Raw genomic sequence first — 25394 nt, forward strand, 5'->3', positions numbered from 1 at the left:
CTTCGTCGGGCAGGGAGCAGTAGCGATTGCCGCTACTGTTCATACCGTTCTCGGTGCGACTTCTACCGCATCCGCCCGTCCTGGGCGGGTACCTGTCCGGACTACAGCACAGCCCTGATGTGGTTCTCGAAATCGGTGACGTGCCGGCTGGTCAACCGCGCAGCAGCTTCGGAGTCCCCCGCCGCGATATGTTCGAGCAGCTCGATGTGCTGGGCGATGTGCTCGGACACCGGCGGGAGCTTCTCGAGCACCAGGCTCCAGATCCGCGTTGCGAGGTTGTCGTATCGAATCAGCACGTCCTCGAGATGCCTGCTTCCGGTGGCCCGGTAGATCATCCGATGGACCCGCATGTCCAGCCGCATGAGATCCTGCTGGGACTGCATCCCCGGCAACAGCTGCCCGACGTCCCGCGCAAAGTCCCGAAGCTCGCTCCGGAGCTGCGGCGAGGCATGTCGCGCAGCCCGCGCAGCTGCCGCCGGCTCCAGGAGCTGTCGGATCTCGGAGATCTCGGCCAGATCCGTGATGTCCACGCCGGCGGCGAACGTTCCGCGCCGGGGGTAGGCCACCACCAGGTGGTCGCTCTCGAGCCGTTTCATGGCTTCGCGGATCGGCGTCCTGCCGACGCCGAGTCGGCGGGAGATGTCGTCGTCGTTGAGGGGCTCGCCCGGCTTGATGTCGAGGACGATCAGTTCGTCGCACAGAATCCGGTAGGCGAAGTCGGCGAACGATTCGTCGTCCTGCCTTCGCGGCGCTGACGGCTCCTCCGCCTGCACCGGTGCTCCGCCAGCGTCTGCCATCTCCAGGTCTCCTCCCGATGAGCCCCGGGCCTCGACGCCCCAGTTCCCGATCTATCCTATTCGCGCGCCCGACCTATGGACGTGCACCCCGCCGTGAACTAAAGTATCACTGATATATCAACGCTCCCAGGCAGGACATATCAGGGTTAATCCACTGAACACGAAAGACGTGTGTTCGTGAAACATGATCCCCCGAAGGTGGAGGGGGTGAACCCACGAAGTTCACCTCGTCGACGGCAGCATCGTGACCGTCGGATCATTCGAGGCCGCACCTTTCCGCTCGGTCCAACGTCCGAGGGCCGCGGCCGATCGCAGACTCATGCCTTACCGAGCAAAGGACCCGCTCATGGCTTTTGATAGTGACCTGAAACCCCCCGTACCCGAGGAGTCGCCGGCGGACGAAGGCGCCGGAGGAGACAGGCAACCTGCTGTCCTCGACCCGGAGGAAGGAGTCGCATCCCCCGTTTCCGGTGCGGTGTCCGACGCCGAGTCCGAACAGATCCTCGAAGAGCTGCGTCACGCCAGGACCGAGCAAGCAGTCGCGGATCGCCGGAACCACAAGCTCGTTCTCGACAAGGTCACGTTCGGGATCACGGGCGCCATCGCCATCGCCTTCGTCATCTGGGGCTTCGCCGGCCGCGACAGCCTGTCCGAGACGTCCACCGGAGCCCTCAACTGGGTCATGGAGTACACCGGATGGTTCTTCATGCTCATGGCATCGCTCTTCGTGGTCTTCGTCCTGTGGCTGGCCGTGGGCAAATTCGGCAACATCCCGCTGGGCAAGGACGGCGAGAAGCCGGAGTTCCGCACTATCTCCTGGGTCGCGATGATGTTCGCCGCGGGCATGGGCATCGGGCTGATGTTCTACGGCGTGGCCGAACCGCTCTACCACTACATCTCTCCCCCGCCCGGAACAGTGGATGGAAGGACGCCCGCAGCAATCCAGACGGCCATGGCCACCTCGATCTTCCACTGGACCCTGCACCCCTGGGCCATGTACGCCGTCGTGGGTATCGCCATGGCTTACGGGACCTACCGGCTGGGCCGCCGGCAACTGATCTCCGTCGCCTTCACGTCTCTTTTCGGTGTTCGAACGGTCGAAGGGCCGGTCGGGAAGTTCATCAACATCCTGGCCATCTTCGCCACCCTGTTCGGGACCGCCGCATCGCTGGGCCTCGGCGCCCTGCAGATCGGTAGCGGCATGACCTCCAACGGTTGGTTCGGTGAAATCGGTACCCCCGTGCTCGTGGCGATCGTCGCCGTCCTGACCCTGTGCTTCGTCGCTTCGGCCGTCTCCGGTATCAGCCGCGGCATCCAGTGGCTCTCCAACATCAATATGGTCCTGGCCGTCGTCCTTGCACTGATCGTCTTCGTCGCCGGACCCACCCTTTTCATCCTCAACCTGATCCCCTCCGCGGTAGGTGACTACGTGCGGGACCTCGCCGAGATGTCGTCCCGGACCGAAGCGGTCGGTGATGAGTCACTGCGTAGCTGGATGACCAGCTGGACTATTTTCTACTGGGCCTGGTGGGTGTCCTGGACGCCTTTCGTAGGCCTCTTCATCGCCCGCATCAGCCGCGGCCGCACCATCCGCCAATTCGTCACCGGTGTGCTCCTGGTGCCCAGCCTCGTCAGTGTCATCTGGTTTGCCATCTTCGGAGGCGCTGCCTTCAGCGTCCAGCAGGAAGCCGACGAAGCCAACACGCCCGGCTTGGTCACCGTGGTCGACGGGACACCGACCGTCAACTTCGACGGGGCGCTGTTCGACCTGATCAAGAACCTGAGCATGTCCGACTGGGCCACCAGCGCCGTGATCGTGCTGGCGATGGTCCTGGTCGCCATCTTCTTCATCACGGGCGCCGACGCTGCGTCCATCGTGATGGGATCACTCAGTTCCAATGGCGCCGAGCACCCCCGCCGCGCAGTCGTCATCTTCTGGGGCTGCCTCACCGGCGCCGTGGCGGCGGTCATGCTGCTGGCAGGCGGCGATGAACCATCCGAAGCCCTGGCAGGCCTGCAACGGATCACCATCGTTGCAGCGCTACCGTTCGTCATCGTCATGCTGCTGCTCTGCTTCGCCCTTACCAAGGACCTGCGCCGGGACCCCCTCGCCCTACGGCGGCGCCTGGCCACCTCGGTGGTGGAGCGGGCTATCCGTTCGGGCGTGGAACAACACGGCGGCGCGCAGTTCGACCTCGTGACGAAGCACGAGTGCGCCGAGAAGTGCTCCGATTCGGAGTGCCCCGGAGGACCCGCTACGGGGATCATCCCGACCGTCGAGCACCGGGGTTCCAGCCCGGCCGGTCATTGACTGCGCACCTCGAGTAGCAACCGACCTCGGCGGCATGCGGCCTGTTCCGGCCCGTGCCGCCGAGGCACGTCAAGGTCCGGCGCGGAGGAGGGCTACCACGCGGTCTCAGGGATCGTCTTCGGGTCGGGCAGTGAGGATCCGATGGGCGCTGGCCTGCAGGATGCCGAGCGACTCCTGAATCAGGGGCGACGCGACGCTGCCCCTGCGCACCGCGGAGACGATGCGGCGCGAGGGCTTCCCCCGGCCGGAGATGTGCAGTCGGACCACGTTCTCGGCACCATTCAGGGGGGCAAGTCGTGGCAGCAGGCCCACGCCCAGCCCTGCACCGACGAAGGCGATCTGGGTCTCCCATTCGACGGCCTCATGGGCGATCCGCGGTGTCACCCCGACCGCCGTGAACGCCGCGGTGAAGAGGGAATGGTAGGTGGACCCCGCGCCCTCGGTGATCCAGGGTTCCGACGCCAATTCTTCGAGCGTCACCGTTTTCCGCGATGCCAACGGATGGTCGGCGGGGATGATCACGTCCAGCGGATCGTCGAGCAGTACGGTCTGCTCGAAGCGCGGATCGTCTTCTACATGGGTGTCGGACTGCATGGCGACGACAACCGCGAGGTCAATCCGCTCGGCAACCAACAGGTCGAAACAGCGAGCCGGGTTGGCCTCGAGCACCTGCACCTTCAGCAGGGGGCGTGTGGAGCGCAGGGTGGCCGCCAGCGGCGCGAGTAGCCGGGCGGCCGCCGTGGAGAATCCTCCGAGGCCAAAACTGGACTGCACCTGGTCGCCGGCCGCCATGGCCGCGGCGCGCAGGCTCTCCCATTCCGCCATGAGGGTGTCCGAGCCGGCCACGAGAAAGCGTCCCGTAGCGGTCAGTCGCATACCACGGCCGTCCTTCGTCAGCAGCTGCATTCCCAATACGCGCTGGAGTTCCCGCAGCTGCGCCGAGACGGCGGAGGGAGAGTACCCGGTGAGCTCCGCGGTCGCGCCCACCGTACCGCACCGGGCGAACACGCGGAGGGTGGTGAGCCGCGGATCGATCATGCACCTATTGTGCACTGTTATCTTCCGGATCTTGCGCTTTTATTGCAGAACACTTGTGACTAACCTCATCCCAACAATGTTTCGGCGACGCCGGCCGCACCGCTGAACCCGTAGATCCCACGAATCGCACAGTTACCCGGTCCTCTTGGGAGGAATCCATGTCTGCTCCAGTGAACACACCCCTCAACTCACGGGGGAAACTCGTTTCCTCGTTGCCTGCCGAGCAGCTGGCGGAGATCAACGAGTTGTTCGATTTCCGGCGCATCGGATATTCCCTCGATGCCCCCTTCTATGCCGATCCGACGATCTTCAGCATCGACATGCAGGCCATCTTCGGGCAGCACTGGATCTTCGCCGCCAGCATCGCCGAGCTACCGGAGCCGGGCGACTACGTCACCGTCGACTACGGGCCCTACTCCCTGATCGTGCTGCGCAATGACGACGGCGGCGTGAACGTCTTGCACAATGTGTGCCGTCACCGCGGCGCCCGCGTCCTGACCGAACCCGCAGGGACAACGGGCAACCTGGTCTGCGGCTACCACTCGTGGACCTACTCCCCCGAGGGCAATCTGATCCACGCCTCGGCGCCCGGGGAGACGAAGTTCGACAAGGGCTGCTTCGGCCTCAAGCGCGCGTCCAGCCGCGTGGTCGCCGGACTCATCTTCGTCTGCATCGCCGACGAACCGCCGGTGGATTTCGACGAGACCTCCAAGATTTTCGAGCCTTACCTCGCACCCCACGATCTGTCGAAGACGAAGATCGCCTACCAGCAGAACATCATCGAGGAGGGCAACTGGAAGCTCGTCATGGAGAACAACCGTGAGTGCTACCACTGCGACGGTCACCCGGAGCTCGCCTGTTCCCTCTTTCCCACCTGGGGCCTGACGGAGGGGCTGATCCCGGCCCACCTCGAGGAGGTGTGGGACCGCAACAAGGAAGCCCAGTCCTCGCTCGAGGAGCGTTGCCGCCGCTACGGCCTCCCCTACGAGGTCGTCGAGGAGCTCGACACGCGCGTAGCGGGCATCCGCATCTCCCGGGAATCGCTCGACGGTGACGGCGAATCGTTCTCACCCGACGGGCACCGGCTCTCGAAGAAGCTGCTCGGCGACCTGCGGGACTTCCGCCTCGGCCGCTGCTCGATGCACCTGCAGCCCAACAGCTGGTTCCACTTCCAGGCCGACCACGTCATCACGTTCGCCGTCTACCCGGTCAACGAACATCAGACCCTGGTACGCACCACCTGGCTGGTGGCTGACGACGCCGTGGAAGACGTCGACTACGATCTGGAGAAGCTCACCTACACCTGGAAGCAGACAAATCTGCAGGACAAGGCATTCGTGGAACTGTGCCAGAGGGGCGCAGGTAGCCCCGCCTACGAGCCCGGCCCCTACATGAAGAGCGAATACCAGGTCGAGGCGTTCATCAACTGGTACGTGCAGCGCGTGCAGGACCACTTGGCATGATCGAACTCGGCACAGGAACGGCAACTCAGGAGCCACAGCGCATCCGCGGGCTTGAGATGCCGTGGAATCGGGTCATGGGCAGCACCGAGGGACCCGCCCGCGCCGCCCATGCATTGGGCCCCTGGCATCCGCAGGAGTTCAAGGCGGAATGTGTGGAGACCTTTCCCGAGGTGGGCGGCATGATGACCTTCGCGTTCCGCCGCTGCGACGGCGCGCCCCTCGCGTTCCGTGCGGGCCAGTACGTGAACATCGCCTTCCCCGTGAACGGCGAGGACCAGGATGCGGTGGACCGCAGTTACTCGTTGTCCAGCTCGCCCACCCAGCCGTGGACCTTCAACATCACGGTCAAACGCGACCCTAGGGGACTGGTCTCCCCGTGGGTGCACGAGAACCTTCGGCCCGGCACCGTCCTCGAGATGCTCGGACCGGTCGGAGCATTTCACCTGCCTGATGCCGACCGCCGGGCACGCTACCTCTTGCTGGCCGCCGGCGCAGGCATCACCCCCATCATGTCCATGGTGCGGACGATCCACTCCCTGCCCGGACAGGCCGACGTCATCGTGCTCTATCACGGTGCGGAGGCCGGGGGATTCGGCTTTCACCAGGAACTTGCCTACATCGCCTCCGTGGACTCGCGCATCAAGGTCTTCTACGCCCTGGGCGACCGCAGCAAACCCGAAAAATGGGAATGGCTCAGCGGGAGGTTGACGGCGGCCATGCTCGACGAGGTCGCCCCCGACGCCAACGGCCGCCAGGTCTACACCTGCGGGCCGGAGGGTTACCTGAACACCGCCGCCGAGCTCCTGCGGAAGGTCGGCGTCGACGACACCTCGATCAACATGGAATTCTTCACAGGAAATCGCCAGACGATCCTCGAATACCAGGCAGAGGTCGCGCTTGCCGAGGGAATCGCCGAGGAGATCGCCGACTCCGCCGAGGACTACTACGAAAGCCAGCCCAGCGCCTTCGGGCTCTACGAACCCGGCTATGACGCCATGGGCACCCTGGAGGCCACGGGACTTCCCCTGGAGGCAGGCGGCCCGGACACGCGCGGTCCCGAAGTGCCCCCCGGTAGCCCGGACGAGGGAGCCGAGACCGGTTCCCTCGACGTCTCGGGCTTCGACACGGTCGGAACGGGAAGCCTCACCCTGTCCTTCCTGCGGACCGGCATCAATGTGCGCGTCGACCCCACCGACCACATCCTCGGGCCAGCCCAGCGTGCAGGCGTCAGGATCGGCGCGAACTGCAAGGAGGGCATGTGCGGGTCCTGCAAGATCGTCAAACTCTCCGGGGACGTGGAGATGAACCACCAGGGCGGGATCCGCTCGCGGGAGATCGAGGCGGGCAAGTTCTTGCCCTGCTGCTCGGTTGCACTGACCGACATGGTGATCGACGCCTAGCCATTCGCAGCTGCTGCGTGCCGGACGATCCGGAACCTACGCTTCCGTGAGCTTTTGAAAGCAGTTCAGTCAGCCTCGGGATAGCTTCCACCAATAGCCCGGGAGTATGCAGCGCGTCCCTGTCGTTCCTGACAAGCTCGGCGATCGACCTGCGCTCAGGGGTGGTCTGACGAGCCGTGGATACCTGAGGGTGCACACGGTAGACAGGGGGTCCAACCATGAAGGAGGCACAGCATGATCGATCGTGAGGCTCTGGGCTCGTTCCTGCGTCATCGGCGTGAATCGCTCCAGCCGGAAGACGTGGGCCTGATGCGGGGCCAGCGGCGGCGGACCAGCGGACTGCGGAGGGAGGAGGTGGCAGGGCTGTGCCACATGTCCAGCGATTACTACGCCCGCCTCGAACGCGGCACCGGCCCCCACCCCTCCGAGCAGATGATGGCCGCCATCGCCCAGGGGCTGCACCTGACCCTGGGCGAGCGTGACCATCTCTTCCGCCTCGCCGGGCATACCCCACCTCCGCGTGGCACCGACAGCGAGTTCGTGAGTCCGGGACTGCTGCGGATCCTCGACCGGCTCACCGACACTCCAGCGGAGATCATCACCGAGGTCGGGGACACCCTCCGGCAGACACCGCTCGGTCTGGCTCTCTTCGGTGATGCATCACAGCGCACGGGTCCCGGTCGGAGCATCGGATACCGGTGGTTCACCGACCCCGCAGCCAGGGAAGCGTACCCCGTCGAGGAACGCGAACGGCTGTCGCGCGTCTACGCCTCGGGCCTGCGACAGCTCGTGGCCCTGCGCGGGCCGGGCTCGCGGGCAGCCGAACTGGCCGCGAGCCTCCAGGACAACGCGGACTTCCGCCGCGTCTGGGACACCCAGGAAGTCGGCGTGCAGCCACCCGAGGTCAAACGCTTCCTGCACCCGGCAGTCGGCCGCCTGGATCTGAACTGCCAGACCCTGCTCGATCCGGACCAGTCCCACCGCCTCCTCGTCTACACAGCCGTACCAGGCAGCGACAGCCATGAGAAACTGCAACTGCTGGCGGTCATCGGCACGCAGAGCATCCCCTCCTGACCGCCGGCACCCTCAGCCACTGTCTGGCAAACCGTGGCTCGACAGGTCCTAGCTGCGCATGAGCAACCGGTGAACCATGAGATCAGGCGCCGATACCGGCACCCCTGATCCTCCGACCGAAGGAACTCCTCATGGCCCGCACCCACGACCTCACCATCCCCGACCTGACCGGGACACTCGCCGTCGTCACCGGAGCGAGCGACGGGATCGGCACCGTCATCGCGACACGGCTGGCCGGAGCCGGCGCGGAGGTCATCATGCCCGTCCGCAACCAGGCCAAAGGCGACGCGGCAGCGCAGCGGATCCGCGCCGCCGTCGACGGCGCCAGGGTCAGTACCCGGTCCCTGGATCTGTCATCGCTGGAATCCGTCACATCCCTGGCGGCCACGCTCTCGTCGGAGGGCCGTCCGATCAACATCCTGATCAACAACGCCGGCGTCATGCAACCACCCGCACGGCAGGAGACCCGTGATGGGTTCGAACTGCAGTGGGGCACGAACCACCTCGGCCACTTCGCCCTCACCCTGGGCCTGCTGCCGCTCCTGCGCGAAGGCCACGCCCGGATCACCCACCAGACCAGCGTGGCCGCCCGGAAGGGCTCGATGAACTGGGACGACCTGAACCATGAGCAGGGCTACGACGTCATGAAGGCGTACACCGGGTCCAAGATCGCCGTGGGCCTCTTCGCGCGCGAACTCGATGCACGGAGCCGCGCCAACGGATGGGGCATCAGCAGCAACCTCTCACATCCCGGCATCTCCCCGACCAACCTGCTCGCAGCACAACCCGCCCTGGGCCGCGACAGGACGCCCCCGGCGCGCCGTCTCATCGGCTTCCTCTCCCGGATCGGTCTCGCCGGGACCCCGGACAGCGCAGCACTACCCGCACTCATGGCGGCCACCGACCCTGAATACGGAGGAGACCAGTTCTTCGGGCCCAAGCGCACCGCCGGTGGACCGCCGACCCTGCAGGATTTCTGGGCACCCCTGCGCGACATGGACGATGCTCGCCGCATCTGGGAGGTGTCCGAGCAGATCGTCGGCGCGCGAGCGAACCACTGACGCAGATGCCGGTCATCGAGAAGTCAGCCGGCGTGGGAAGAAGGCTGCCAGCAATATAGGAGAAGGGGCGATTGCCGTTCACCTCGACGTGACGGATGCCGCCTCCATCAGCGCAGCGGCCGAACAGATCCGCTTGGAAGCCGGCCGACTGGATCTTCTCATCAACAACGCCGCCGTCTCCGGTACCCGCACTGATATCCAGAGCTTCGAAGAACTCCGAGCATCACCCACAGCCAGCGGGGTCCCTCTGGAAGAAGTACGAGCAGTGTGGGAAGTCAATGTATTCGGCCCTTTGGCGGTATATCAGCCCTGGTCGCCTTCCAAGGAACAGAAACCGTCGAGGAAGCCGCTCGTGAGATCGTACGAGTGGCTCGCCTCGGCCCTGATGGACCAACCAACACCTGCACTACGTGGAACGGAACAGGCCTTCCCTGGTGATCCAATCACCACGCGCCAATGACTGAGTACGCAAGCGACGTCCATCATCCCGACGGACCAGGGTGTGACTCCGCTTCCCGTAGTCGCTCGTGGCGGTGATCCGAACTACATCTTTCGACAAACCGTGTTGTACCCACTGGCACTATCCACCACAGGAGACCTCATGCAGACACGCACACTGGGCACTCAGGGCCTGACCACGTCCGCCATCGGTTACGGCTCGATGGGAATTTCAATGGCCTATGGAGCGGCCGACGCCGAGGGTGGTGCCTCTGCGATTCAGCGTGCCTACGATCTGGGCGTCACCTTCTTCGATACCGCCGAGCTGTACGGCTGGGGGGAGAACGAGAAGGTCGTTGGCCACGCGGTGAAGAACTTCCGCGACGATGTCGTCATCGCGACGAAGTTCGGCTTCACCAGAGAGTTCGGGTTCGACAGCCGGCCGGAGCACATCCGCGAGGTCGTCGACAACAGCCTCCGCTACCTCGGGATGGACCACATCGACGTCCTCTACCAGCACCGGGTGGACCCCGGCGTCCCCATCGAGGACGTCGCCGGAACCGTGAAGGAACTCATCGACGCCGGAAAGGTCACGTACTTCGGTCTCAGTGAAGCCGGACCGGAAACTATGCGCCGCGCCCATGCCGTCCAGCCCGTCTCGGTTCTTCAGACCGAGTACTCCCTCTTCGAGCGTGAAGTCGAAGTGCTGTTCCCGACCTTGCACGAGCTCGGTATCGGCTTCGTTCCCTACTCGCCCCTCGGCCGCGGGTTCCTCACCGGGACCGCCAAGCCGGCTTCCGAATACGAGGAAGCCGACATGCGCAGCTGGGACGCCCGCTGGCAGCCCGGCCACTTCGAGAAGAACGTCGAGGCCACCCGCCGGCTGACCGAACTCGCAGCCTCCAAGGACGCCACTGTTGCACAGCTCGCCCTCGCCTGGCTCCTCGCGCAAGGAGAACACATCGTCCCCATCCCCGGCACCCGCAGCCCACAGCGCGTCGAAGAGAACGTCGGAGCAGCGGACCTCACTCTCACCGCAGCCGACCTCACCCGCATCAAGGAGATCCTCCCCACCGGAGGGTTCGGATCCCGCTACCCCGAGGACATGAGCCCGAATTGGCAGTAACAGGGTGCAGGTACAGAAGAGGAGCGGAACCCACATCGGGTTCCGCTCCTTCACCTGTGCTCCTGTGATTCGATGACATTTCTGCTGCTCGAACCGATGAGACATTGTCATCCCGAGCCGGCTCCGCTCTCGAGGCCCCTTGAGACGGGCTTGTAGGCTGGCGCAGTGCCTAGACTCACCACCGCCGACAGATCGTGGTCCGACGAAGCCGTTCGGCGCATCGAGGCGGAAGGCAACCGCTCGGCGGACACGCACCTCTTCGCGGTACCGCTTCCCGAACACTGGGGCGTGCAGGTGTATCTGAAGGACGAGTCCACCCACCGGACCGGCAGCCTCAAACACAGGCTGGCCCGATCCCTCTTCCTTTTCGGTTTGGTCAACGGCTGGATCACGGAGGGGACCACGATCGTGGAGGCATCCAGTGGCTCGACAGCGGTGTCCGAGGCGTACTTCGCCCAGTTGCTGGGTCTGCCGTTCATCGCCGTGATGACGGCGACCACGAGCCCGGAGAAGATCGCACTGATCGAGCAGTACGGCGGGAAGTGCCGGTTCGTCGAGCACGCCTCAGACGTCTACGCCTCTGCCGAGGCGGTGGCGCGGGAGACCGGAGGCCACTACATGGACCAGTTCACCTTCGCCGAGCGAGCTACCGACTGGCGCGGCAACAACAACATCGCGGAGTCCATTTTCGGACAGCTCGCTCTCGAGCCTCATCCGCTGCCCACCTGGATCGTGGTGGGGGCCGGGACTGGAGGGACGAGCGCGACGATCGGCCGTTACCTCCGCTATCACCGTCACCCGACGCGCCTCGCCGTCGTCGACCCCGAACACTCGGCGTTCTATCCGGCATGGGCTCATCCGGGCTCAACCCCGACCGGTCGCTCCTCCCGCATAGAGGGCATCGGCCGGCCGCGCCCGGAACCGAGCTTCGTGCCGTCCGTCATCGATGTGATGATCCGGGTACCGGATGCCGCATCGGTCGCCGCCGCGCAGCACCTTCGGACACTCACCGGGCTGCACGCGGGACCCTCGACGGGAACCAATCTTTGGGGCGTATGGCAGCTTGTCGCGGATCTCATCGCCGACGGCCGTTCGGGAAGCATCGTCTCGCTCATGTGTGACTCCGGCGACCGTTACGCGGCCACGTACAACGACCACGACTGGCTGATGCGCAAAGGCCTGGACCCGTCCCCTGCACTCTCGACTCTTCACGACTTCTTCGAGACCGGCGTCTGGCCCGAAGGGACGCTGGACCCGACTGACTGAGATTCAATCGATCGAGCTGCCAGACGCAGTGATAGAGAGCAACGTGCGTATCAATCGACGGATACGGGTAAGGCTCACCTCGAGCGCGTGGCGGACCTGCACACCGCCCAGGGCACTTCAGCTCCCTCACGACGAACTCCGGCTTCCAGGAGCGTAGAAGTGGCACCAGAACGTCGGTGACAGCCCAACACTCATTCGCCTCGTTCCGCGGGTCATCCATCTAGGGGCTACCAGCGCCCAGCGTGATGTCATCTTTGCCGCTGCAGACAGTGCAGCAGCATTCACGAACTGGAGCGTGACCCTCTTCGCGGCGGCGCCTGGCGCGCCCACGCGAGGAACCACTGGCCATGACTCGAGCTGCATCTGAGCAGACCGGTTCCTCCGTGATGTCTGATCCGGCCTGCCGGAAGGAACGGGTCTTCAGGGATTGTAGGGCGCGCCGTCGTGACGCGGCGTCGTGCCCACGTCGTGTTCAAAGCTGCGACGGCAAGGCCGTCAGCGATCGAAGCCGCTCCTGCGTTCTCTTCAGTACGCGCACAAGCATGATGTCGTGCTCGCTGTCCAGCCACTCCCCTAGTGCGCTGTCGAAGATGAGCACAGCGTATGCCGCGAGAAGTTGCGCATCCTTCGGCTCCACCGGATAGCCGACGAGCGCTCGGGCGATCACGTCAGCAAGTACTGCGTTCTTCAGCAGTTCACGCTCCCGCAGTGCCGAATCCCGAGAGATGGTCGCACGTCGTGCCTGGATGTCGCTCTTCCACTGCGCCAGGGGGCCCGCAGCAATTGCAGCGAGTCCATGCATCACCATCTCGAGAGGAGGCAGCGAAGCAGGCGCGTCCGCCAACACCTGTGCTACCGCAAGGTCCATTCACCCGACGACACACGCAGCATTACCAAGTGTTCAGATGTGACGACCGGGTTTTCACAGGATCTGGGTGGGCTGCTCGTTCTGCTGACCAGCGCCGCAGGGACAGAGGGCGCATCAGGACGATACCTATGAGAATGGACCGCCGGATTGACAGGAGTATTGTGCGAAGCGCTCGCGCGATGTAAGCGGTAGCCGCCGTCCTGGCGCCGGCCCGGGTGTTCTTCAGATGCGGTGCCGTCAGTGGTGGTAAGCGGGCGCCGCCATGAGCGCATCCTGCGCCGAGCGAGGGGCCCGATCCAGCAGGTCGCCCAGGAGCGGGTCGACCCCACTGAAGAAACCCTCCTGCGCCGCCTGGTACATGCCCAGGATGAAGCGCGCCATGAACTTGGCCTGGCCTGCCGTAACCATGGCAGCGAGCCACTCGTCCGGGTCGAGCACCTCGAATTCGATGTCGCGGCCGCTGAGCTCGGAGGCGATCGCGGCGATCTCTCCGAAGCTGACCGCCGCGGGCGCCGTCAGGGTCGTCGGACCGTCAAAGGTACGACCGGAGGTCATGACGACCGCCGCAGCTTCCGCAGCATCCTCCCGGGCAGTCCACGACACGGGGCCGTCGGCAGGAACGCTGATGCGTCCGGTGTCCCGCCAGGGACCGGCGATCTGGTTCAGGCTGTGGGCGTAGAAGCCGTTTCGCAGGGAGGTCCAGGCAAGGCCCGAGTCCGCGAGGATCTGCTCGGTGGCATAGTGGTCGCGGCCCGGGGCGAACGGCGTGTTCGGCGCTGCGCCCTGGTGGCTGGTGTACAGGACGCGGCCGACGCCGACCTCGACTGCCGCCTCGATCGCGTTGCGATGGAGCGCGACGGCGTCAGCCTTCGGGTCGCTCGACGAGACGAGCAGTAACTGGTCGGCGCCCGCGAAGGCGGCCGGGAGGCCCGCGGGGCTCGCGTAATCCCCGGGGCGGACCTGCACCCCTGCGTCGGCAAAGCGCTGCGCCTTCGTGATGTCGCGTGCTACGACGACGATCTCGCTGGCGGGGACACGCGTGAGCAGGTGGTCTACGGTGGTGCCGTTGAGCGTGCCGGTCGCTCCGGTGATGACGATCATGAAGGTCTCCTCGAGGTCAGTGGTATCGGTGGTTCGGTGGTATCGGTGGTATCGGTGGTATCGGTGGTATCGGTGGTATCGGTGGTATCGGTGGTATCGGTGGTATCGGTGGTATCGGTGGTATCGGTGGTATCGGTGGTATCGGTGGTATCGGTGGTATCATCATAGAGATAACCACGAAAACATAACGATAACAACATTGCGATATCGTTGGAACATGACCGGGACGACCAGACGCCGCGACGACACCAGGGCAAGGATCGTCGAGGTCGCCGCTGGCCTGTTGCAGGAACACGGGTCCGCAGCAGTGACCACCCGTGGGGTCGCAGAGGCGGCTGGAGTCCAAGCACCTGCCATCTACCGACTCTTCGGGGACAAAGACGGCCTCATGGAAGCTATCGCCGAGCACGTGATGGCGACCCAGGTCGCCGCGAAGGCAGGCGTGGTGGCCGCTGCGAGCTCGGACGGCGTCGACCCTCTTGCTGACCTGCGGGCCGGATGGGCCTCCTACATGGAATTCGGGTTGAGCAATCCCGCCCTCTTCCACCTCCTGAGTGACCCCACACGGGCAGCTCGCTCACCCGCCGCTGAAGCCGGCCAGGACGTCCTGCGGGCCCGGGTTCACCGAATCGCCATGACCGGGCGACTGAGGGTCGGGGAGCAGCGCGCGGTCGCCCTGATCCACGCCGCAGGGGTCGGCGTCATCACCACACTGCTCGCAACACCCGTCGCCGACCGCGACCCTGACCTGCCCGAGGTGATGCTCCACGCAGTTCTAAAACAGATCCTCACCGACGCCACCGCCCCCGCGGACGACGCTTCGGTCGCGGTGGCCCTGCGCGCTGCGGCACCGCAGCTCGACATGCTCAGCCCGGCGGAACAGTACCTCCTCACCGAGTGGCTCGACCGCGTCATCACGATGAACCGACGACCCGGTGGAGATGAGGCCGGCGAGGCCGAGGAGCGGCAGAAGCGGGGCGGCGGTGGCGACGGTCAGGGACGCGCGGGGATGTGCGTCGGTTAGGCTCGCGCCATGGCCACATCCGCAGATCAGACCTTCTCGATCGTGTATTCGAGTACGGCAAACCATCCATTGAGCGATACGGATCTCGCCGCCCTGCTGACGACGAGCCGGCGGAACAATGCCCGCGTCGATGTCACCGGGCTGCTGCTGTACCGGCAGGGTCGCTTCCTCCAGGTGCTCGAGGGCCCTGAGGCGGGTGTACGGGACCGCTTCCGCATGATCGAATCGGACGCCCGCCATACGGATGTGCGGGTCCTCGTCGAGGACCGGAGCATGCAACGCCAGTTCCCCGACTGGACCATGGCTTACGAGCCCATCACGACGGCCATGGCAGCTGACATCCCGGGCTATGGGAGATCATTCGACGACATGGCCGGCGTCAGCCGGAGCGAGGACCTGGCTGACACGATCCGGACGGCCCGTGCGCTCATCCACTGGTTCCAGGACCGCTCCATCCCACTGCTCTGAGGATCCCTGCCTGAAGCTGCACGTCGAATCAGGCCGTGGTTCGGGCTCACCCGGGGGCAGCAGTGAGTAGCCCTCGCCTCGGCGGAAGATCACATCCTGGTCCCCTACGGTTCCCGGGTAGCTATGGTCAGGGGGCTCTTTCGATGGCGAGGATAGTGACATCGATGTCCCCGACGGTCAGCCCCGTGGCCCGAATGAGGTCTGCCGCGAGGGCTTGTGCTTCGTGTGCGAGCTCAAGGGCGGATCTGCTGATATCAGTGGCGAGATCGACCTGCACGCTCAGGACCATGTCCGTCAGCGACAGGATCAGTCCATCGCGGGCCACGCTCGGAGGCTGGGCATCGGGCCGCAGATTCTGATGCAACTGATCGATGGCTGCGGGTTTCCAGCGGTTGACGACGCTGCGCACGGTCGGTTCGAGGCGCACGACCCCGGGGTGTGCAGCGAGGGCGGCGCTCAGCGTGTCAGCAAGGATGCCGAGATCCGTGACCGGCGCCTGGAAGGACTGATCAGACGTCATAGAGGTCCTCCACAACGATGTCGATCTGCTGCATGGTGATGGACGTCTGTGTCCGCACGATCATGCCGACCCGTTCGCGGACCAGCTCCATGGTCTCGGGAATCCTCACCTGCGCGGAGACGGCCACGGTGAGGGTGATGCGCACGTCCTCGGCGTCCACTGCCGCGGTCGCGGGTCGAGGGGTCGTCTGTGCACTGGTGATGACGCAGCGGCGCGCGCGGACCCCGGGCAGGGTGGACGCCGCGAACCGGATGAGCCCGCTCAGCGCCTGTTCGCTGATGTCGATGGTGCCCAGCGGCGTGGTGGCCAGTGGTGTGCGTCGACTCCGCCGGATCTCGGCTCGGGCGACCATCATGATCGCCTCCTTGACCCGGACGCCGGGCTGCAGGGCAGGGTCGTCGCGATCGCGGTCGCGCAGCGATCCTGTGACCTCTGCCAGGTGGTGGAGCGCGAGGCGTGCACTCCGGCAGTCGGGGCACCCCTGTTCGTGGAGAGTGGGGGGCTGGTCGATGGATGCCCACACGTCGTCGATGATCCGACCGCACCCCAGACGCGGTTGATCCTCATTCAACGCCATGGTTGCATCCCTTCCGCGAGGAGCCGTCGGGCCCGCGCAATGCGTCCGCGCACAGTACTTTCGGGTAGTTGCACGATCACTGCTATCTCAGCGTACGAGAATTCGTGGACATCCCGCAGTAGCCAGCAGGCTCTCGAACCGGCAGGGACGGTCTGCAGCAGGTCGGCGAGCGCCTGCATCTGGGCCTCGGTCTCGTGGTGGAGCGCCGGATCCTGGGCGTTCCTCGATCCGCGTGCGGTGAGCATCCGGCGTCCGGACCCACCGTCACGAAGCGCGGCGTCCGTCGATCCTTCCGATCCGCCCTCATCGTCGAAGGGGATGGGATCGACCGGCCGGCGCTGGCGGCCGCGGAGCAGGTCGAAGCATTTGTTCGTAGCGGACTGGTACAACCAGGGGATGAAAGCCTGAGGAGCGGAGAGCGTCGGCAGGTTCCGCCAGGCGGCGATGAAGGTCTCCTGCACGATGTCCTCGGCCTCGGCATGATCGCCCAGCATCCTGAACGCCAGCCGGAACACCCCGCCCTGATAGGCGGAAACCAGCCACTCGAACGCGTCGAGGTCGCCGTCCTGCGCCCGGGAGACGATCGTCGATTCGTCCAGCGTGTCCAGTGGCACCTCCACCTGATCGAACGACGGCGCTGCCGCCGACACGGGCGTCCCCTGCGGCGTCGCTGCATCGCTTCCGCCCGGCGCGGACGGCGGCGGTTCCACCCGTGTCCCGGAACTGAGCCCGATCATCTCCGTCGGCGCAGCATCGTCGATCAGGGCGTCGAAGGACCGGCCGGAACCCGGTCCACCAGGGTCGTGGGTCCCCGCGGGCACCGGCACGCCCGCATCGTCGTGGGTGGGTTCCATCCGGCGTGCCTCCTTCCCGCAGTGTGGTGGTCGGCACGGTCCGCCAGGGCGCGCATCGACATCGAAAGCATAAGCGACCACGCAGGACTCCTTCGGACCGGTACCGGTAGGCCTGCCGGTTCCGGTCCGAGGCGGCCGAAGAATCACGGAAAGAAACCTGAGCCATCGGCGTGACGAATCTGGATCCGCGGCGTCTTTACCTGTGTACGCAACAATCCCCCCACACAGAGGACATAGATCCAGATGGCAGACGATCAGAGCACAGCAGCACGCCGGGTAGCGGCAGTCCCCACCACGGGTGAGGAGCAGAAGCGCCAGGCGGAGCAGGTGCGCGAGGCCCCGAAGTACCAGGCCGCGAGTCCCCTGCAGACCGATCAGGGCAACACGTCGATCGCAGACACCGTGGTGCAGAAGATCGCGGGCATCTCGGCTCGTGAGGTCCCGGGCGTGTACGCCATGGGCAATGCTGCTCGCCGCGCCTTCGACCAGCTCGCCGAGCGTATCCCCGGATCCCAGACCAATGCCTCCGGCGGGGTCAGCATCGAGAAGGGCGAGAAGCAGACCGCCATCGATGTCACCGTCGTCGTCGAGTACGGGGCGTCGATCGTGGATGTCAGCAACAACATCCGCAGGAACATCATCAGCGCCGTGGAGCGTGCGACGGGCCTCGAGGTCCTCGAGGTCAACGTGACCGTCTCCGACGTGCACCTGCCCACGGACGACGATGCAGACACTTCCTCGAACGGGTCCAAGACGTCGTCGACCGGCAAGGAACTCGAGTAGCCACTCGCCGCACTCCCTGTCGCCGGTCCGGGGCTCCACCCTTCTTGGAAGACCTTCCCGAAGAGCCCCGGCCCGGCACTCCCCCTATCCGCACCATCTCTTAGGACTGTCATGTCACGTAGCACTATCGGCCTGTTCGTCGGGCTCCTCCTCGGCCTCGTCGCGATCTTCGGGGGGTTCCCCGAGTTCCTGGGGGTCCTCGTCTTCGCAACGGCCGGCCTGCTGGTGGGGCGTTCACTCGACGGCAAGCTCGACCTGCAGGACCTCGCCGGCTCGCGCAGCCGCCGGAGCTAGCCCCATGGCCATCATCACGCCCACGAGCGGCGTCAGGCATGAGGCATCCTCCCGCCCAGATCACGCAGCAGCAGCCGGGACGGGCCCGGCAGCCCGGCAGGAACCGCCGGCAGTGCGCGGCCGAGGCACGCTCACGATGAGCGAGAAGGTCGTCGAAAAGGTCGCGGCGCAGGGCGCGTCCGAGCTCCCGTTCGTCGGGGGATTCGGCGGCGGGGTCCTGGGCGTCGGACGGCACGCAGGGACCGGGCAGCGCCCCCGCGCCTCGGTGAACCTCAGCGGCACAGGTGTCACAGTGTTCCTCGACATCGCTCTGGACTTCCCGGCGGACGTCGCGGCGCGGTCGGCGGACATCCGCCGGCACGTGACCAGCACACTCGAGCGCGTCACCGGCCTCCGGGTACGCCGGATCGACATCACCATCAAGGCCCTCACCACGGGATCCCACCGAACCGCCAGGAGCCTGCAATGAGCAGCACCACGATCCGCAGGCGCCCGGCCCGGAGCATCCCGGCGATCATCTGCGCGGCCCTGCTCCTCGGCGCAGCATCATCAGCGGTCTGGGCCGGCATCGCCGCCCTCGCCGGAGACACCCGCCTGCTCGGCGCAGCCACGGCCGCGAGCGCGGCGCCCTGGTCGGACCAGGCGGTACTCGTCGCGGCGATGCTCACCGCAGTGGCCGGCCTGTTGCTGATCCTCATGGCCCTGGTTCCGGGCCGATACGACGCCTACCTGATCAACCATGGAGGTGCAGCTCGGGCCGCGCTGAGGAACAGAGGGCTCGAGACCTTCCTGACCGACGTCGCGCAGACGATCGACGGCGTCGATTCCGCCAGGACGGCGGTGTCGACCCGCAGGGCCGAGATCCGCGTCGCGACGTACCTGCTCGAGCGCGGAGAACTGAAGGCAACCGTCACCCGCACGCTCCAGCAGCGGATCGAATCCCTGGATCTCGCACACCCACCCCGGGTGTCCGTGAATGTCAGCACCTACAGGACCTAGGACGAGGAACCACCATGCGCTACACCGCAGGACGTCTCAACCGCGTCTGGCTCACGATCATCGGCATCATCCTCCTCGGCGGCGGGGCGATGGCGACGGGCATCGGCCTCGGCGTGCTCGACGGCGCCGCCCTCTACGGACTGCGCGCGCCGGGACAGGACCAGCCCGTCCTCCTGCTCGCAGGTGACGACCCGGTACTCGCCGGCGTCCTCACCGCCGTCGGCACCATCCTGGGGCTCCTCGCCGTCCTGTGGCTTCTGGCGCAGGTACCTCGCAAGCGCGGAGCTTCCACGCTGAAGCTAGAGGACCCCGACGGGAGAGGACTGACCGTCCTGAGACCCACCCTGCTCGAGGACGCGATCAGCAGCCGTGTCGAGGAGCTCGACGACGTGACCGGCGCGAAAGCCGTGGTCCGCGGGTCCTCCCGGACCCCGGACATCACCATCCGTGTCATCACCACCTGCCACGCGGACATCCCGCGTGTCGTCCGGGACGTCGAGGAGCGCATCAGGCACGACCTGCAAGAGACCCTCGGCCAGGAACCAGCAGCCCTGGCCATCGGAGTCGACGTCCGCGCCGACTCGAAGAAAGACGGCACAGTCACCCTCGAAGCCGTACCGCTTCGCGCCTGAGGGCATCACGAACCCCGGCCGCGACCAGCGTGCCGGTCATCAAAGAGCACGACACGACAGAGGAGAACCCCATGGGACTGGACGACAAGATCAAGAACGCGGCGGAGAAGGTGACCGGCAAGGTCAAGGAGGGCGTCGGTGAGGCCACCGACAACGAACGCCTCCGCTCCGAAGGCCACGCCGACCAGGCCAAGGCCGACATGAAAGGCGCCGGGGAGAACGTGAAGGACGCGTTCAAGAAGTAGTCCTGCGTCGGGGGCCACCAGCCACACCACGGCTGGTGGCCCCCGCGCGGAGCAACGATTCCCCGCAGTCCTCGACCTCATGGAACGCGCGCCTTGACCTCAACCCGCGTTCAGGTCCTAGCGTCGCCTCCATCAGCGTGCTCGAGATCGTTGCTCACCATGGGAGAAACTCATGACGCCCGCACAGCACACAACACTGGAATCACCCTTCGAGGGGTTGCATGCCACCCCGACAGCCCGACTTCCCTACCAGCACAACGTACTGCTGCGCTCCTACATCCTCGAACGCCCCCACGGCAGCGTGATCATCTACAACTCCCCCGGGATCAGCGACGCGGCATCCGACATACGAGCGCTCGGCGAACCCACCCGCCTCCTGGTGAACCACAGCCACGAATCGATGTACGGGCCACCCGCGCTCGACGTACCCATCTGGATCCACGAGAAGGACCACTCCGGGGGCACCGGGGCCCTGGACATCGCCGGCACGTTCAACGGGCGGACCATGATCGATGACGACCTCGACGTCATCCCCACCCCCGGCCACACCCCAGGAACGACCTCCTACCTGTGGGACAACGGGACGCGCCGCTTCCTCTTCACCGGTGACTTCATCTGGATCGAGAACGGCGAGTGGAAGGCCGTGCTCCTCAGCCCCGCAGGGCGCAGCGACTACCTCGACAGTCTCGCCCTCGTCCGCAACCTCGATTTCGACGTGCTCATCCCCTGGGGCGCCACCGACGACGGCGCCCCCATCGGAGTCGTGAAAGACCAGTCGGAGAAACGCGACCGCATCGACGCGATCATCACCCGAATCGAAGCCGGCGGAAACCGCTGAGGACTGAACTCGCACCGGCTCGACCTCGGATATCCAGGGGAATCCCCTTCAGGCCCGTTCTGTGTTCTGGACTACGCGGATCGGAGGTTGCCGGCGTCGCTCGCAGTAGGCGTAGAGCGCCGCGTACGCGACGACCGATACGGCGATGCCGCTCTGGAAGGCGATCGCACCCGGGCTTCCTTGATCGAAATCACCTCGGCTCAGGATGAGGGCACCGATGATGAAGACAAGACTGAAGAGTTGAGCCTGGAAGACGGTACGGAACGCACTCCATCGAGGATCGACCAGCAGGGCGAGGTTGACGACCCCCGGGAGGGTCAGAGCTGCTCCGACCACTCGGGCGGTCAGCGGCGTCAGCGTCCAGGGCCAGCTGGACAGAAACAGCTGAGGATTGACGAACAGGGTCACTCCGACGACCAGAGCGACCAGCCCGACCAGGGCGAGGACGATCCGGACGGGCAGTCCGAGGTGGTACTCGAGCGGGGCATCAGAACCATCATCTGCTCCGCGATTGAGGACCATCGCGAGGAGCACGAGCGCTGGGGTCGTCAGGTAGAGCACGAGCCAGGTGACGAACGAGATGTGTCCGGCGTGGAACCTGTCCAGATGCAGAAGGGTCGCGACGAGAAGGAGCGATGCGAAGACGAATACCGCCGGCATCCCGCGTCTCACCGCCCGCCAATTGCCCGGTCGAGCGGCGGCACTGAAGAACCAGATACCACCGAGATATGCGCTCGCAAGAAACATCGCCGTCATGGGCGGATCGATGGTCCAGGCGAACAGGCTGTCGGTATCGCGGGGTAGCAGATAGAGCAGCACGGTCGCAACCATCAGGAAAGGAAGGATCGCGACGGCGAGGACCCGCGTGTAGGTCGACGCGGCGCTGTTCCGACCAGCAGGACGCGGACGTGAGCTCCGACCGCGCTCCGGACCGAGGGCGGTCATTCAGGCGTTCCGGGAAGCGTCGGCGTCGAGTGGGCCTTCGTGGAAACTGTGGCAGTGGCGACGGTCCCGCCGGGTGTGGCGACATCGATCCCGTGGTTGCCGGGGTCGAGGGCGATGGCGGCCGCGGCGGATGCGGTGAGCCCTCGGCCCTCCCGACGCGCGTGGGAGAAGGCCGCTGCGGCCTCGCTCGCGAGGATCGGAGCGATCATCTGCTGGTGGAAGGAGAACGTCGGCGCGTTGTAGAGCCCTGTTCGCTCCCTCAACGCCTCCGCCGCCCCGAGAAGAAGACCCGCTGTGTCGATCGCGCCCGTGGTGGCTGCGATGGCGACGAGTCCTTCCAGTCCGTAGGCGATTCCCTCTGCGTGGGCGGTGAGTGATGACGCGGTGAGGCTCTGCTCGAATTGGGTCGATGCCCGGTCTACGTCGCCGAGCATCAGGAAGGCCCAGCCGAGGTGATGCTCCGCGATGGTCTCGCTGAGGGTGTCCTCCTGGCGGTGGGCCAGGGTGAGGCTCTCCTCGAACCTGTTGAGCGCCCGCTGCACCTTGCCCTCGAGCATCGCCACCCGGCCGAGGGTCACCAGGGCGAGTGTCTCTCCCCAGACGTCGTCGACGGACCTGAAGAGCGTCAGCGCGTTCTCCAGTTCGTCATCGGCACGATCGGTATCCGGTGTGGAGCCGGCGAGGTGGGCGAGGGCGATCGATGTCCGGGCAAGGGCTTCTCCGGACGGGTCCCGCGACGCGTGGAAGAGCTCCGCGCTCTCGGTGAGCCCTGGAACCACCCACTCATGCGGCTCCTGCCAGAAGGTGATGGCGCGAGTCAGGTACAGGGCGATGGCTCTGCTGCGTTCGGTGACGACGTCGTCGGAGTCGAGGAGGTCTTCCATCCAGCCGCGTATCTCACCGAGTAGACCACCGACCCACCAGTACACGTAGTAACGCCATGCCAGCGTCGCGAGTCGGTCCCACTCCCGACGCTCGATGAGGAACTCCACGGCCGCACGCAGGTTGTCCTGTTCGTCGATCAGTGCGAGAACCGTCTCTCCCTGGTGCCGCCCCTTCAGTCGACCTTCCAGCACGGCGCTGCGATCGGTGTAGTAGCGCGCGTGGGTCTCGCGGATGACCTCGAGGAGTCCGGCGTCCGCGAGCGCTCGCCGAGCGAACTCCTGCACCGAGACGAGCATGGTGAAGTGGGCATCGTCGCCCCGATCCTGCTGCTGGATCAGGCTCGAGTCGACGAGGGTCCCGAGATTCTCCAGCACGTCGATGCCGTCGCCGGCGATCGCCTCTGCAGCATCGAGGGAGAAGCCGCCGGAGAACACGCCGAGTCGGGAGAGCAGTGCCGCTTCCTGGTCGGTGAGAAGTTTCACGCTCCATTCGATCGTGTCCTGGATGGTGCGTTGTCTGGTCGGTAGGTCTCTGGCCGCGGCCACGAGCGGCCGATGCTGGCGAAGGCGCTCCAACAGGGCGGCCGGCGGAAGGAGGCGGATGCTCGCTGCAGCCAGTTCGAGGGCGAGGGGCACCCCTTCGAGGTGGCGGCACACACCTGTGACGGCGGCGACGTTCTCAGCGGTCACCTCGAAGTCGGGTTTCACCGATCGTGCTCGTTGCACGAACAGCTGTACCGAGGGTGATTCCAGCGCAGCGGCAGGACTGAGACGTGCCTCGACCGGTAGGTGAAGGGGACCGATCCTGATCGTGTGCTCGCCGAGTACCCGCAGCACGGCTCTGCTGGTGACGAGGAACGAGAGCCCGGGAACCGCGGACAGGAGGGCGGTGAGCGTCGGCGTCGCGCCCATCACCTGCTCGAAGTTGTCCGCGATGATGAGCGAGGTGCGGTTCTGGAGGGCCGTCACCAGTGTGTCCATGAGCGATTCCGCTCCCGTGTCCCGAACCCCGAGCGCTCCGGCGATCGCTGTGGGAACCAGAGCCGGATCTGTGACGGCTGCCAGGGGCACGAAGGTCACCCCGTCGGGGAAGGCTTCCCTCATCGATCGTCCGAGTTCGATCGCGAGGCGACTCTTTCCGATACCACCGGGTCCGGTGAGGGTGACCAGGCGAGCCCGCTCGTGGGTGAGGAGGGCGGTGATCGCGTCCAGTTCCTTCTCCCGGCCGATCAGGGCGGTGAGCGGTGTCGGCACTGGTATGGATGCCGGCTCCCGGCCGTCGGCGTGCCGGCCGTCGCCGGCCAACCCGCCATCGGGGGATGCGTCTCCGAGCGAGGCAAGTCCCGCGCCGGCCGCGTCGAAGCGGTCCGCGAGGAGAGTGGCGAGGTCTGCCTCGACGAGTTCGCGAAGCTCGTCGACGGTCTCGAACGTCTTGTACGACGCCCGGTCGTCGTTCTTGATGCGCTGAAGCAGGGCGACCAGGCGCGGTTCCGGTGCCTCTCCCGTGTCCTTGATGTAGATGAGCCGGGGCATCGTCGGCGGCGCAAGGTTGTATTCGTCCTCGAGCCCCGACACGGTCTCGTCGGGCGCTATCCAGCCGTAGCGCTGCCAGTACAGGCCGAGGAAGATCTCACTGCGGTGGAGGTAGGCGCGGTAGAGGTCTCTCGGGGGGTGTGGGCGGGCGCCGAGCTCGAACATCACCGGAGCAAGCCTCATCCGCTCGACGGCGGTACGGACGGCCTTGCGCTCCTCCGCGAGCTCACGAAGGGTCGAACTCACGAACACCCGGAGAAGCTGGTCGGGGGTCCGGATGAAGACCGGGCCGCGGTGGACCCCGGACCCCACGTCGGGGCGGGCCGGGACGCTCATCGCACCTGCAGGTGGGAGCAGCCCCACTCGGGCGTGCGCTCGTGCTGAGGACTGAGGGGTCGACCGAACTGCTCACGTCGCGCAGTCGGCCTCGGCACTGCACCGAGGGGGACGATCGGATCATCAGTGCTCGCTAGAGGACTCATGGGTTCAGTATGCGCTGGAGCCGCAAGCCCCCTCTGCCCGGTCGCCGCTACTCCGAGCGATCGAGTGCGCACTGAAGGCGCGTCGCATCCGGTACCTGATGCAGATATTCCACGCGGTCCACAGACCTACAGCGGTGCCCCTCACGATGAGTGACGTCCTGCGCTCACAGCATCCAGGGTCTTCACGACATGAGCGTCGGAATGATGTCAGAACTATGCCAGAGCGAACACCCTCAAGCAGAGTTCGAACGACCATCATCCAGGGCCGGCGACGGTAGTTCCCCGTGGGTGCGCGGATCTGGAGCATTCGCCCTCCGCGCGATTAACACGATCGGAACAGTCGGGAAATGTCAGAGCAATGCCACACTGTCAG

The 25394-nt window shown here is 65.8% G+C and carries 27 protein-coding genes; 17 read left to right on the plus strand and 10 right to left on the minus strand.

Annotated features, from left to right (window positions below; all coding sequences use genetic code 11):
- Window positions 1–101: 101 nt before the first annotated feature.
- Window positions 102–797: a GntR family transcriptional regulator gene (locus V6S67_RS10135; protein WP_334210135.1), complete on the minus strand. Its 696-nt coding sequence runs from the start codon at window positions 795–797 to the stop codon at window positions 102–104.
- Window positions 798–1143: 346 nt separating this feature from the next.
- Here V6S67_RS10135 and V6S67_RS10140 point away from each other — a divergent pair, with 346 nt between their 5' ends.
- Entirely contained in the window at window positions 1144–3108 is a 1965-nt protein-coding gene (locus tag V6S67_RS10140) for a BCCT family transporter (RefSeq protein WP_334210136.1), read from the plus strand.
- A gap of 105 nt (window positions 3109–3213) precedes the next feature.
- On the opposite strand, the gene V6S67_RS10145 is transcribed toward V6S67_RS10140, so the two are convergent.
- Entirely contained in the window at window positions 3214–4146 is a 933-nt protein-coding gene (locus V6S67_RS10145) for a LysR family transcriptional regulator (RefSeq protein WP_334210137.1), read from the minus strand.
- A gap of 158 nt (window positions 4147–4304) precedes the next feature.
- On the opposite strand from V6S67_RS10145, the gene V6S67_RS10150 reads away from it, so the two are divergent.
- From V6S67_RS10150 to V6S67_RS10175, 7 genes are all read left to right on the plus strand, one after another.
- Entirely contained in the window at window positions 4305–5609 is a 1305-nt protein-coding gene (locus V6S67_RS10150) for an aromatic ring-hydroxylating oxygenase subunit alpha (protein ID WP_334210138.1), read from the plus strand.
- Complete coding sequence (locus tag V6S67_RS10155) at window positions 5606–7009, plus strand: ferredoxin reductase (protein WP_334210139.1); 1404 nt, start codon at window positions 5606–5608, stop codon at window positions 7007–7009. The genes V6S67_RS10150 and V6S67_RS10155 overlap by 4 nt, the downstream gene beginning before the upstream one ends.
- A gap of 234 nt (window positions 7010–7243) precedes the next feature.
- Window positions 7244–8083 (plus strand): helix-turn-helix transcriptional regulator, encoded by an 840-nt coding sequence (locus V6S67_RS10160; RefSeq protein ID WP_334210140.1) that lies wholly within the window; start codon window positions 7244–7246, stop codon window positions 8081–8083.
- A gap of 131 nt (window positions 8084–8214) precedes the next feature.
- Complete coding sequence (locus V6S67_RS10165; RefSeq protein WP_334210141.1) at window positions 8215–9144, plus strand: SDR family oxidoreductase; 930 nt, start codon at window positions 8215–8217, stop codon at window positions 9142–9144.
- Window positions 9086–9604, plus strand: a complete 519-nt coding sequence (locus V6S67_RS19975; protein WP_442884767.1) for an SDR family NAD(P)-dependent oxidoreductase — start codon at window positions 9086–9088, stop codon at window positions 9602–9604. The genes V6S67_RS10165 and V6S67_RS19975 overlap by 59 nt, the downstream gene beginning before the upstream one ends.
- 141 nt (window positions 9605–9745) lie before the next feature.
- Entirely contained in the window at window positions 9746–10708 is a 963-nt protein-coding gene (locus V6S67_RS10170; RefSeq protein WP_334210142.1) for an aldo/keto reductase, read from the plus strand.
- Between the two features lie 165 nt (window positions 10709–10873).
- Window positions 10874–11974, plus strand: coding sequence for a PLP-dependent cysteine synthase family protein (locus tag V6S67_RS10175; RefSeq protein WP_334210143.1), 1101 nt, complete (start codon window positions 10874–10876; stop codon window positions 11972–11974).
- A gap of 472 nt (window positions 11975–12446) precedes the next feature.
- Here V6S67_RS10175 and V6S67_RS10180 read toward each other — a convergent pair whose 3' ends face one another.
- From V6S67_RS10180 to V6S67_RS10190, 3 genes are all read right to left on the minus strand, one after another.
- Complete coding sequence (locus V6S67_RS10180; RefSeq protein ID WP_334210144.1) at window positions 12447–12842, minus strand: hypothetical protein; 396 nt, start codon at window positions 12840–12842, stop codon at window positions 12447–12449.
- Window positions 12843–13079: 237 nt separating this feature from the next.
- The gene (locus tag V6S67_RS10185; protein ID WP_334210145.1) at window positions 13080–13943 is read right to left on the minus strand and encodes an NmrA family NAD(P)-binding protein; all 864 of its coding nucleotides are present in this window, start codon (window positions 13941–13943) and stop codon (window positions 13080–13082) included.
- Complete coding sequence (locus tag V6S67_RS10190) at window positions 13940–14143, minus strand: hypothetical protein (protein ID WP_334210146.1); 204 nt, start codon at window positions 14141–14143, stop codon at window positions 13940–13942. The genes V6S67_RS10185 and V6S67_RS10190 overlap by 4 nt, the downstream gene beginning before the upstream one ends.
- Window positions 14144–14160: 17 nt before the next feature.
- Between V6S67_RS10190 and V6S67_RS10195 the strand changes: the two genes are divergently transcribed.
- Both V6S67_RS10195 and V6S67_RS10200 read left to right on the plus strand, forming a co-directional pair.
- The gene (locus V6S67_RS10195; protein WP_334210147.1) at window positions 14161–14967 is read left to right on the plus strand and encodes a TetR/AcrR family transcriptional regulator; all 807 of its coding nucleotides are present in this window, start codon (window positions 14161–14163) and stop codon (window positions 14965–14967) included.
- A 9-nt stretch (window positions 14968–14976) separates the two neighbouring features.
- Complete coding sequence (locus V6S67_RS10200) at window positions 14977–15435, plus strand: BLUF domain-containing protein (protein WP_334210148.1); 459 nt, start codon at window positions 14977–14979, stop codon at window positions 15433–15435.
- 127 nt (window positions 15436–15562) lie between these two features.
- Here V6S67_RS10200 and V6S67_RS10205 read toward each other — a convergent pair whose 3' ends face one another.
- Genes V6S67_RS10205 through V6S67_RS10215 form a run of 3 tightly spaced genes read right to left on the minus strand, consistent with a single transcriptional unit; the run spans window position 15563 to window position 17386 of the window.
- A complete protein-coding gene (locus V6S67_RS10205) occupies window positions 15563–15955 on the minus strand; it encodes a hypothetical protein (protein WP_334210149.1) in 393 nt (130 codons plus the stop codon).
- Window positions 15945–16532, minus strand: coding sequence for an Asp23/Gls24 family envelope stress response protein (locus V6S67_RS10210; RefSeq protein ID WP_334210150.1), 588 nt, complete (start codon window positions 16530–16532; stop codon window positions 15945–15947). The genes V6S67_RS10205 and V6S67_RS10210 overlap by 11 nt, the downstream gene beginning before the upstream one ends.
- Window positions 16523–17386, minus strand: coding sequence for an RNA polymerase sigma factor (locus tag V6S67_RS10215; RefSeq protein WP_334210151.1), 864 nt, complete (start codon window positions 17384–17386; stop codon window positions 16523–16525). The genes V6S67_RS10210 and V6S67_RS10215 overlap by 10 nt, the downstream gene beginning before the upstream one ends.
- 243 nt (window positions 17387–17629) lie before the next feature.
- Between V6S67_RS10215 and V6S67_RS10220 the strand changes: the two genes are divergently transcribed.
- The 7 genes from V6S67_RS10220 to V6S67_RS10250 all read left to right on the plus strand — a co-directional run bounded on the left by V6S67_RS10220 (window position 17630) and on the right by V6S67_RS10250 (window position 21177).
- Window positions 17630–18169: an Asp23/Gls24 family envelope stress response protein gene (locus V6S67_RS10220; RefSeq protein WP_334210152.1), complete on the plus strand. Its 540-nt coding sequence runs from the start codon at window positions 17630–17632 to the stop codon at window positions 18167–18169.
- Window positions 18170–18280: 111 nt separating this feature from the next.
- Window positions 18281–18463: a hypothetical protein gene (locus V6S67_RS10225; protein WP_334210153.1), complete on the plus strand. Its 183-nt coding sequence runs from the start codon at window positions 18281–18283 to the stop codon at window positions 18461–18463.
- A 4-nt stretch (window positions 18464–18467) separates the two neighbouring features.
- Entirely contained in the window at window positions 18468–18932 is a 465-nt protein-coding gene (locus V6S67_RS10230; protein WP_334210154.1) for an Asp23/Gls24 family envelope stress response protein, read from the plus strand.
- Window positions 18929–19462 (plus strand): DUF6286 domain-containing protein, encoded by a 534-nt coding sequence (locus V6S67_RS10235; protein ID WP_334210155.1) that lies wholly within the window; start codon window positions 18929–18931, stop codon window positions 19460–19462. Before V6S67_RS10230 ends, V6S67_RS10235 begins: the two co-directional genes overlap by 4 nt.
- Before the next feature lie 14 nt (window positions 19463–19476).
- On the plus strand, window positions 19477–20094 hold the full coding sequence (gene amaP, locus V6S67_RS10240) for an alkaline shock response membrane anchor protein AmaP (RefSeq protein WP_334210156.1): 618 nt from the start codon (window positions 19477–19479) through the stop codon (window positions 20092–20094).
- 71 nt (window positions 20095–20165) lie between these two features.
- A complete protein-coding gene (locus V6S67_RS10245) occupies window positions 20166–20339 on the plus strand; it encodes a CsbD family protein (protein ID WP_334210157.1) in 174 nt (57 codons plus the stop codon).
- A 172-nt stretch (window positions 20340–20511) separates the two neighbouring features.
- Window positions 20512–21177 carry an MBL fold metallo-hydrolase gene (locus V6S67_RS10250; protein WP_334210158.1) on the plus strand — a complete coding sequence of 222 codons (666 nt, stop codon included), beginning with the start codon at window positions 20512–20514 and terminating at the stop codon, window positions 21175–21177.
- A gap of 48 nt (window positions 21178–21225) precedes the next feature.
- On the opposite strand, the gene V6S67_RS10255 is transcribed toward V6S67_RS10250, so the two are convergent.
- Window positions 21226–22122: a hypothetical protein gene (locus V6S67_RS10255; protein ID WP_334210159.1), complete on the minus strand. Its 897-nt coding sequence runs from the start codon at window positions 22120–22122 to the stop codon at window positions 21226–21228.
- A complete protein-coding gene (locus tag V6S67_RS10260) occupies window positions 22119–24875 on the minus strand; it encodes a DUF4062 domain-containing protein (protein WP_334210160.1) in 2757 nt (918 codons plus the stop codon). The genes V6S67_RS10255 and V6S67_RS10260 overlap by 4 nt, the downstream gene beginning before the upstream one ends.
- Window positions 24876–25394: the final 519 nt, after the last annotated feature.

The sequence above is a fragment of the Arthrobacter sp. Soc17.1.1.1 genome (genome assembly GCF_036867195.1).
Classification (GTDB): domain Bacteria; phylum Actinomycetota; class Actinomycetes; order Actinomycetales; family Micrococcaceae; genus Arthrobacter_D.

Bases quoted from the DNA above. Each gene is read 5' to 3' on its own strand.
- V6S67_RS10200 (WP_334210148.1), top strand. From the start codon at position 14,977: ATGGCCACATCCGCAGATCAGACCTTCTCGATCGTGTATTCGAGTACG.
- V6S67_RS10165 (WP_334210141.1), top strand. From the start codon at position 8,215: ATGGCCCGCACCCACGACCTCACCATCCCCGACCTGACCGGGACACTC.
- V6S67_RS10190 (WP_334210146.1), bottom strand. From the start codon at position 14,143: ATGTTGTTATCGTTATGTTTTCGTGGTTATCTCTATGATGATACCACC.
- V6S67_RS10220 (WP_334210152.1), top strand. From the start codon at position 17,630: ATGGCAGACGATCAGAGCACAGCAGCACGCCGGGTAGCGGCAGTCCCC.
- V6S67_RS10195 (WP_334210147.1), top strand. From the start codon at position 14,161: ATGACCGGGACGACCAGACGCCGCGACGACACCAGGGCAAGGATCGTC.
- V6S67_RS10185 (WP_334210145.1), bottom strand. From the start codon at position 13,943: ATGATCGTCATCACCGGAGCGACCGGCACGCTCAACGGCACCACCGTA.
- V6S67_RS19975 (WP_442884767.1), top strand. From the start codon at position 9,086: ATGCTCGCCGCATCTGGGAGGTGTCCGAGCAGATCGTCGGCGCGCGAG.
- V6S67_RS10140 (WP_334210136.1), top strand. From the start codon at position 1,144: ATGGCTTTTGATAGTGACCTGAAACCCCCCGTACCCGAGGAGTCGCCG.
- V6S67_RS10255 (WP_334210159.1), bottom strand. From the start codon at position 22,122: ATGACCGCCCTCGGTCCGGAGCGCGGTCGGAGCTCACGTCCGCGTCCT.
- V6S67_RS10180 (WP_334210144.1), bottom strand. From the start codon at position 12,842: ATGGACCTTGCGGTAGCACAGGTGTTGGCGGACGCGCCTGCTTCGCTG.
- V6S67_RS10225 (WP_334210153.1), top strand. From the start codon at position 18,281: ATGTCACGTAGCACTATCGGCCTGTTCGTCGGGCTCCTCCTCGGCCTC.
- V6S67_RS10155 (WP_334210139.1), top strand. From the start codon at position 5,606: ATGATCGAACTCGGCACAGGAACGGCAACTCAGGAGCCACAGCGCATC.
- V6S67_RS10205 (WP_334210149.1), bottom strand. From the start codon at position 15,955: ATGACGTCTGATCAGTCCTTCCAGGCGCCGGTCACGGATCTCGGCATC.
- V6S67_RS10210 (WP_334210150.1), bottom strand. From the start codon at position 16,532: ATGGCGTTGAATGAGGATCAACCGCGTCTGGGGTGCGGTCGGATCATC.
- amaP (WP_334210156.1), top strand. From the start codon at position 19,477: ATGCGCTACACCGCAGGACGTCTCAACCGCGTCTGGCTCACGATCATC.
- V6S67_RS10215 (WP_334210151.1), bottom strand. From the start codon at position 17,386: ATGGAACCCACCCACGACGATGCGGGCGTGCCGGTGCCCGCGGGGACC.
- V6S67_RS10230 (WP_334210154.1), top strand. From the start codon at position 18,468: ATGGCCATCATCACGCCCACGAGCGGCGTCAGGCATGAGGCATCCTCC.
- V6S67_RS10150 (WP_334210138.1), top strand. From the start codon at position 4,305: ATGTCTGCTCCAGTGAACACACCCCTCAACTCACGGGGGAAACTCGTT.
- V6S67_RS10145 (WP_334210137.1), bottom strand. From the start codon at position 4,146: ATGATCGATCCGCGGCTCACCACCCTCCGCGTGTTCGCCCGGTGCGGT.
- V6S67_RS10235 (WP_334210155.1), top strand. From the start codon at position 18,929: ATGAGCAGCACCACGATCCGCAGGCGCCCGGCCCGGAGCATCCCGGCG.
- V6S67_RS10160 (WP_334210140.1), top strand. From the start codon at position 7,244: ATGATCGATCGTGAGGCTCTGGGCTCGTTCCTGCGTCATCGGCGTGAA.
- V6S67_RS10250 (WP_334210158.1), top strand. From the start codon at position 20,512: ATGACGCCCGCACAGCACACAACACTGGAATCACCCTTCGAGGGGTTG.
- V6S67_RS10170 (WP_334210142.1), top strand. From the start codon at position 9,746: ATGCAGACACGCACACTGGGCACTCAGGGCCTGACCACGTCCGCCATC.
- V6S67_RS10245 (WP_334210157.1), top strand. From the start codon at position 20,166: ATGGGACTGGACGACAAGATCAAGAACGCGGCGGAGAAGGTGACCGGC.
- V6S67_RS10260 (WP_334210160.1), bottom strand. From the start codon at position 24,875: ATGAGCGTCCCGGCCCGCCCCGACGTGGGGTCCGGGGTCCACCGCGGC.
- V6S67_RS10135 (WP_334210135.1), bottom strand. From the start codon at position 797: ATGGCAGACGCTGGCGGAGCACCGGTGCAGGCGGAGGAGCCGTCAGCG.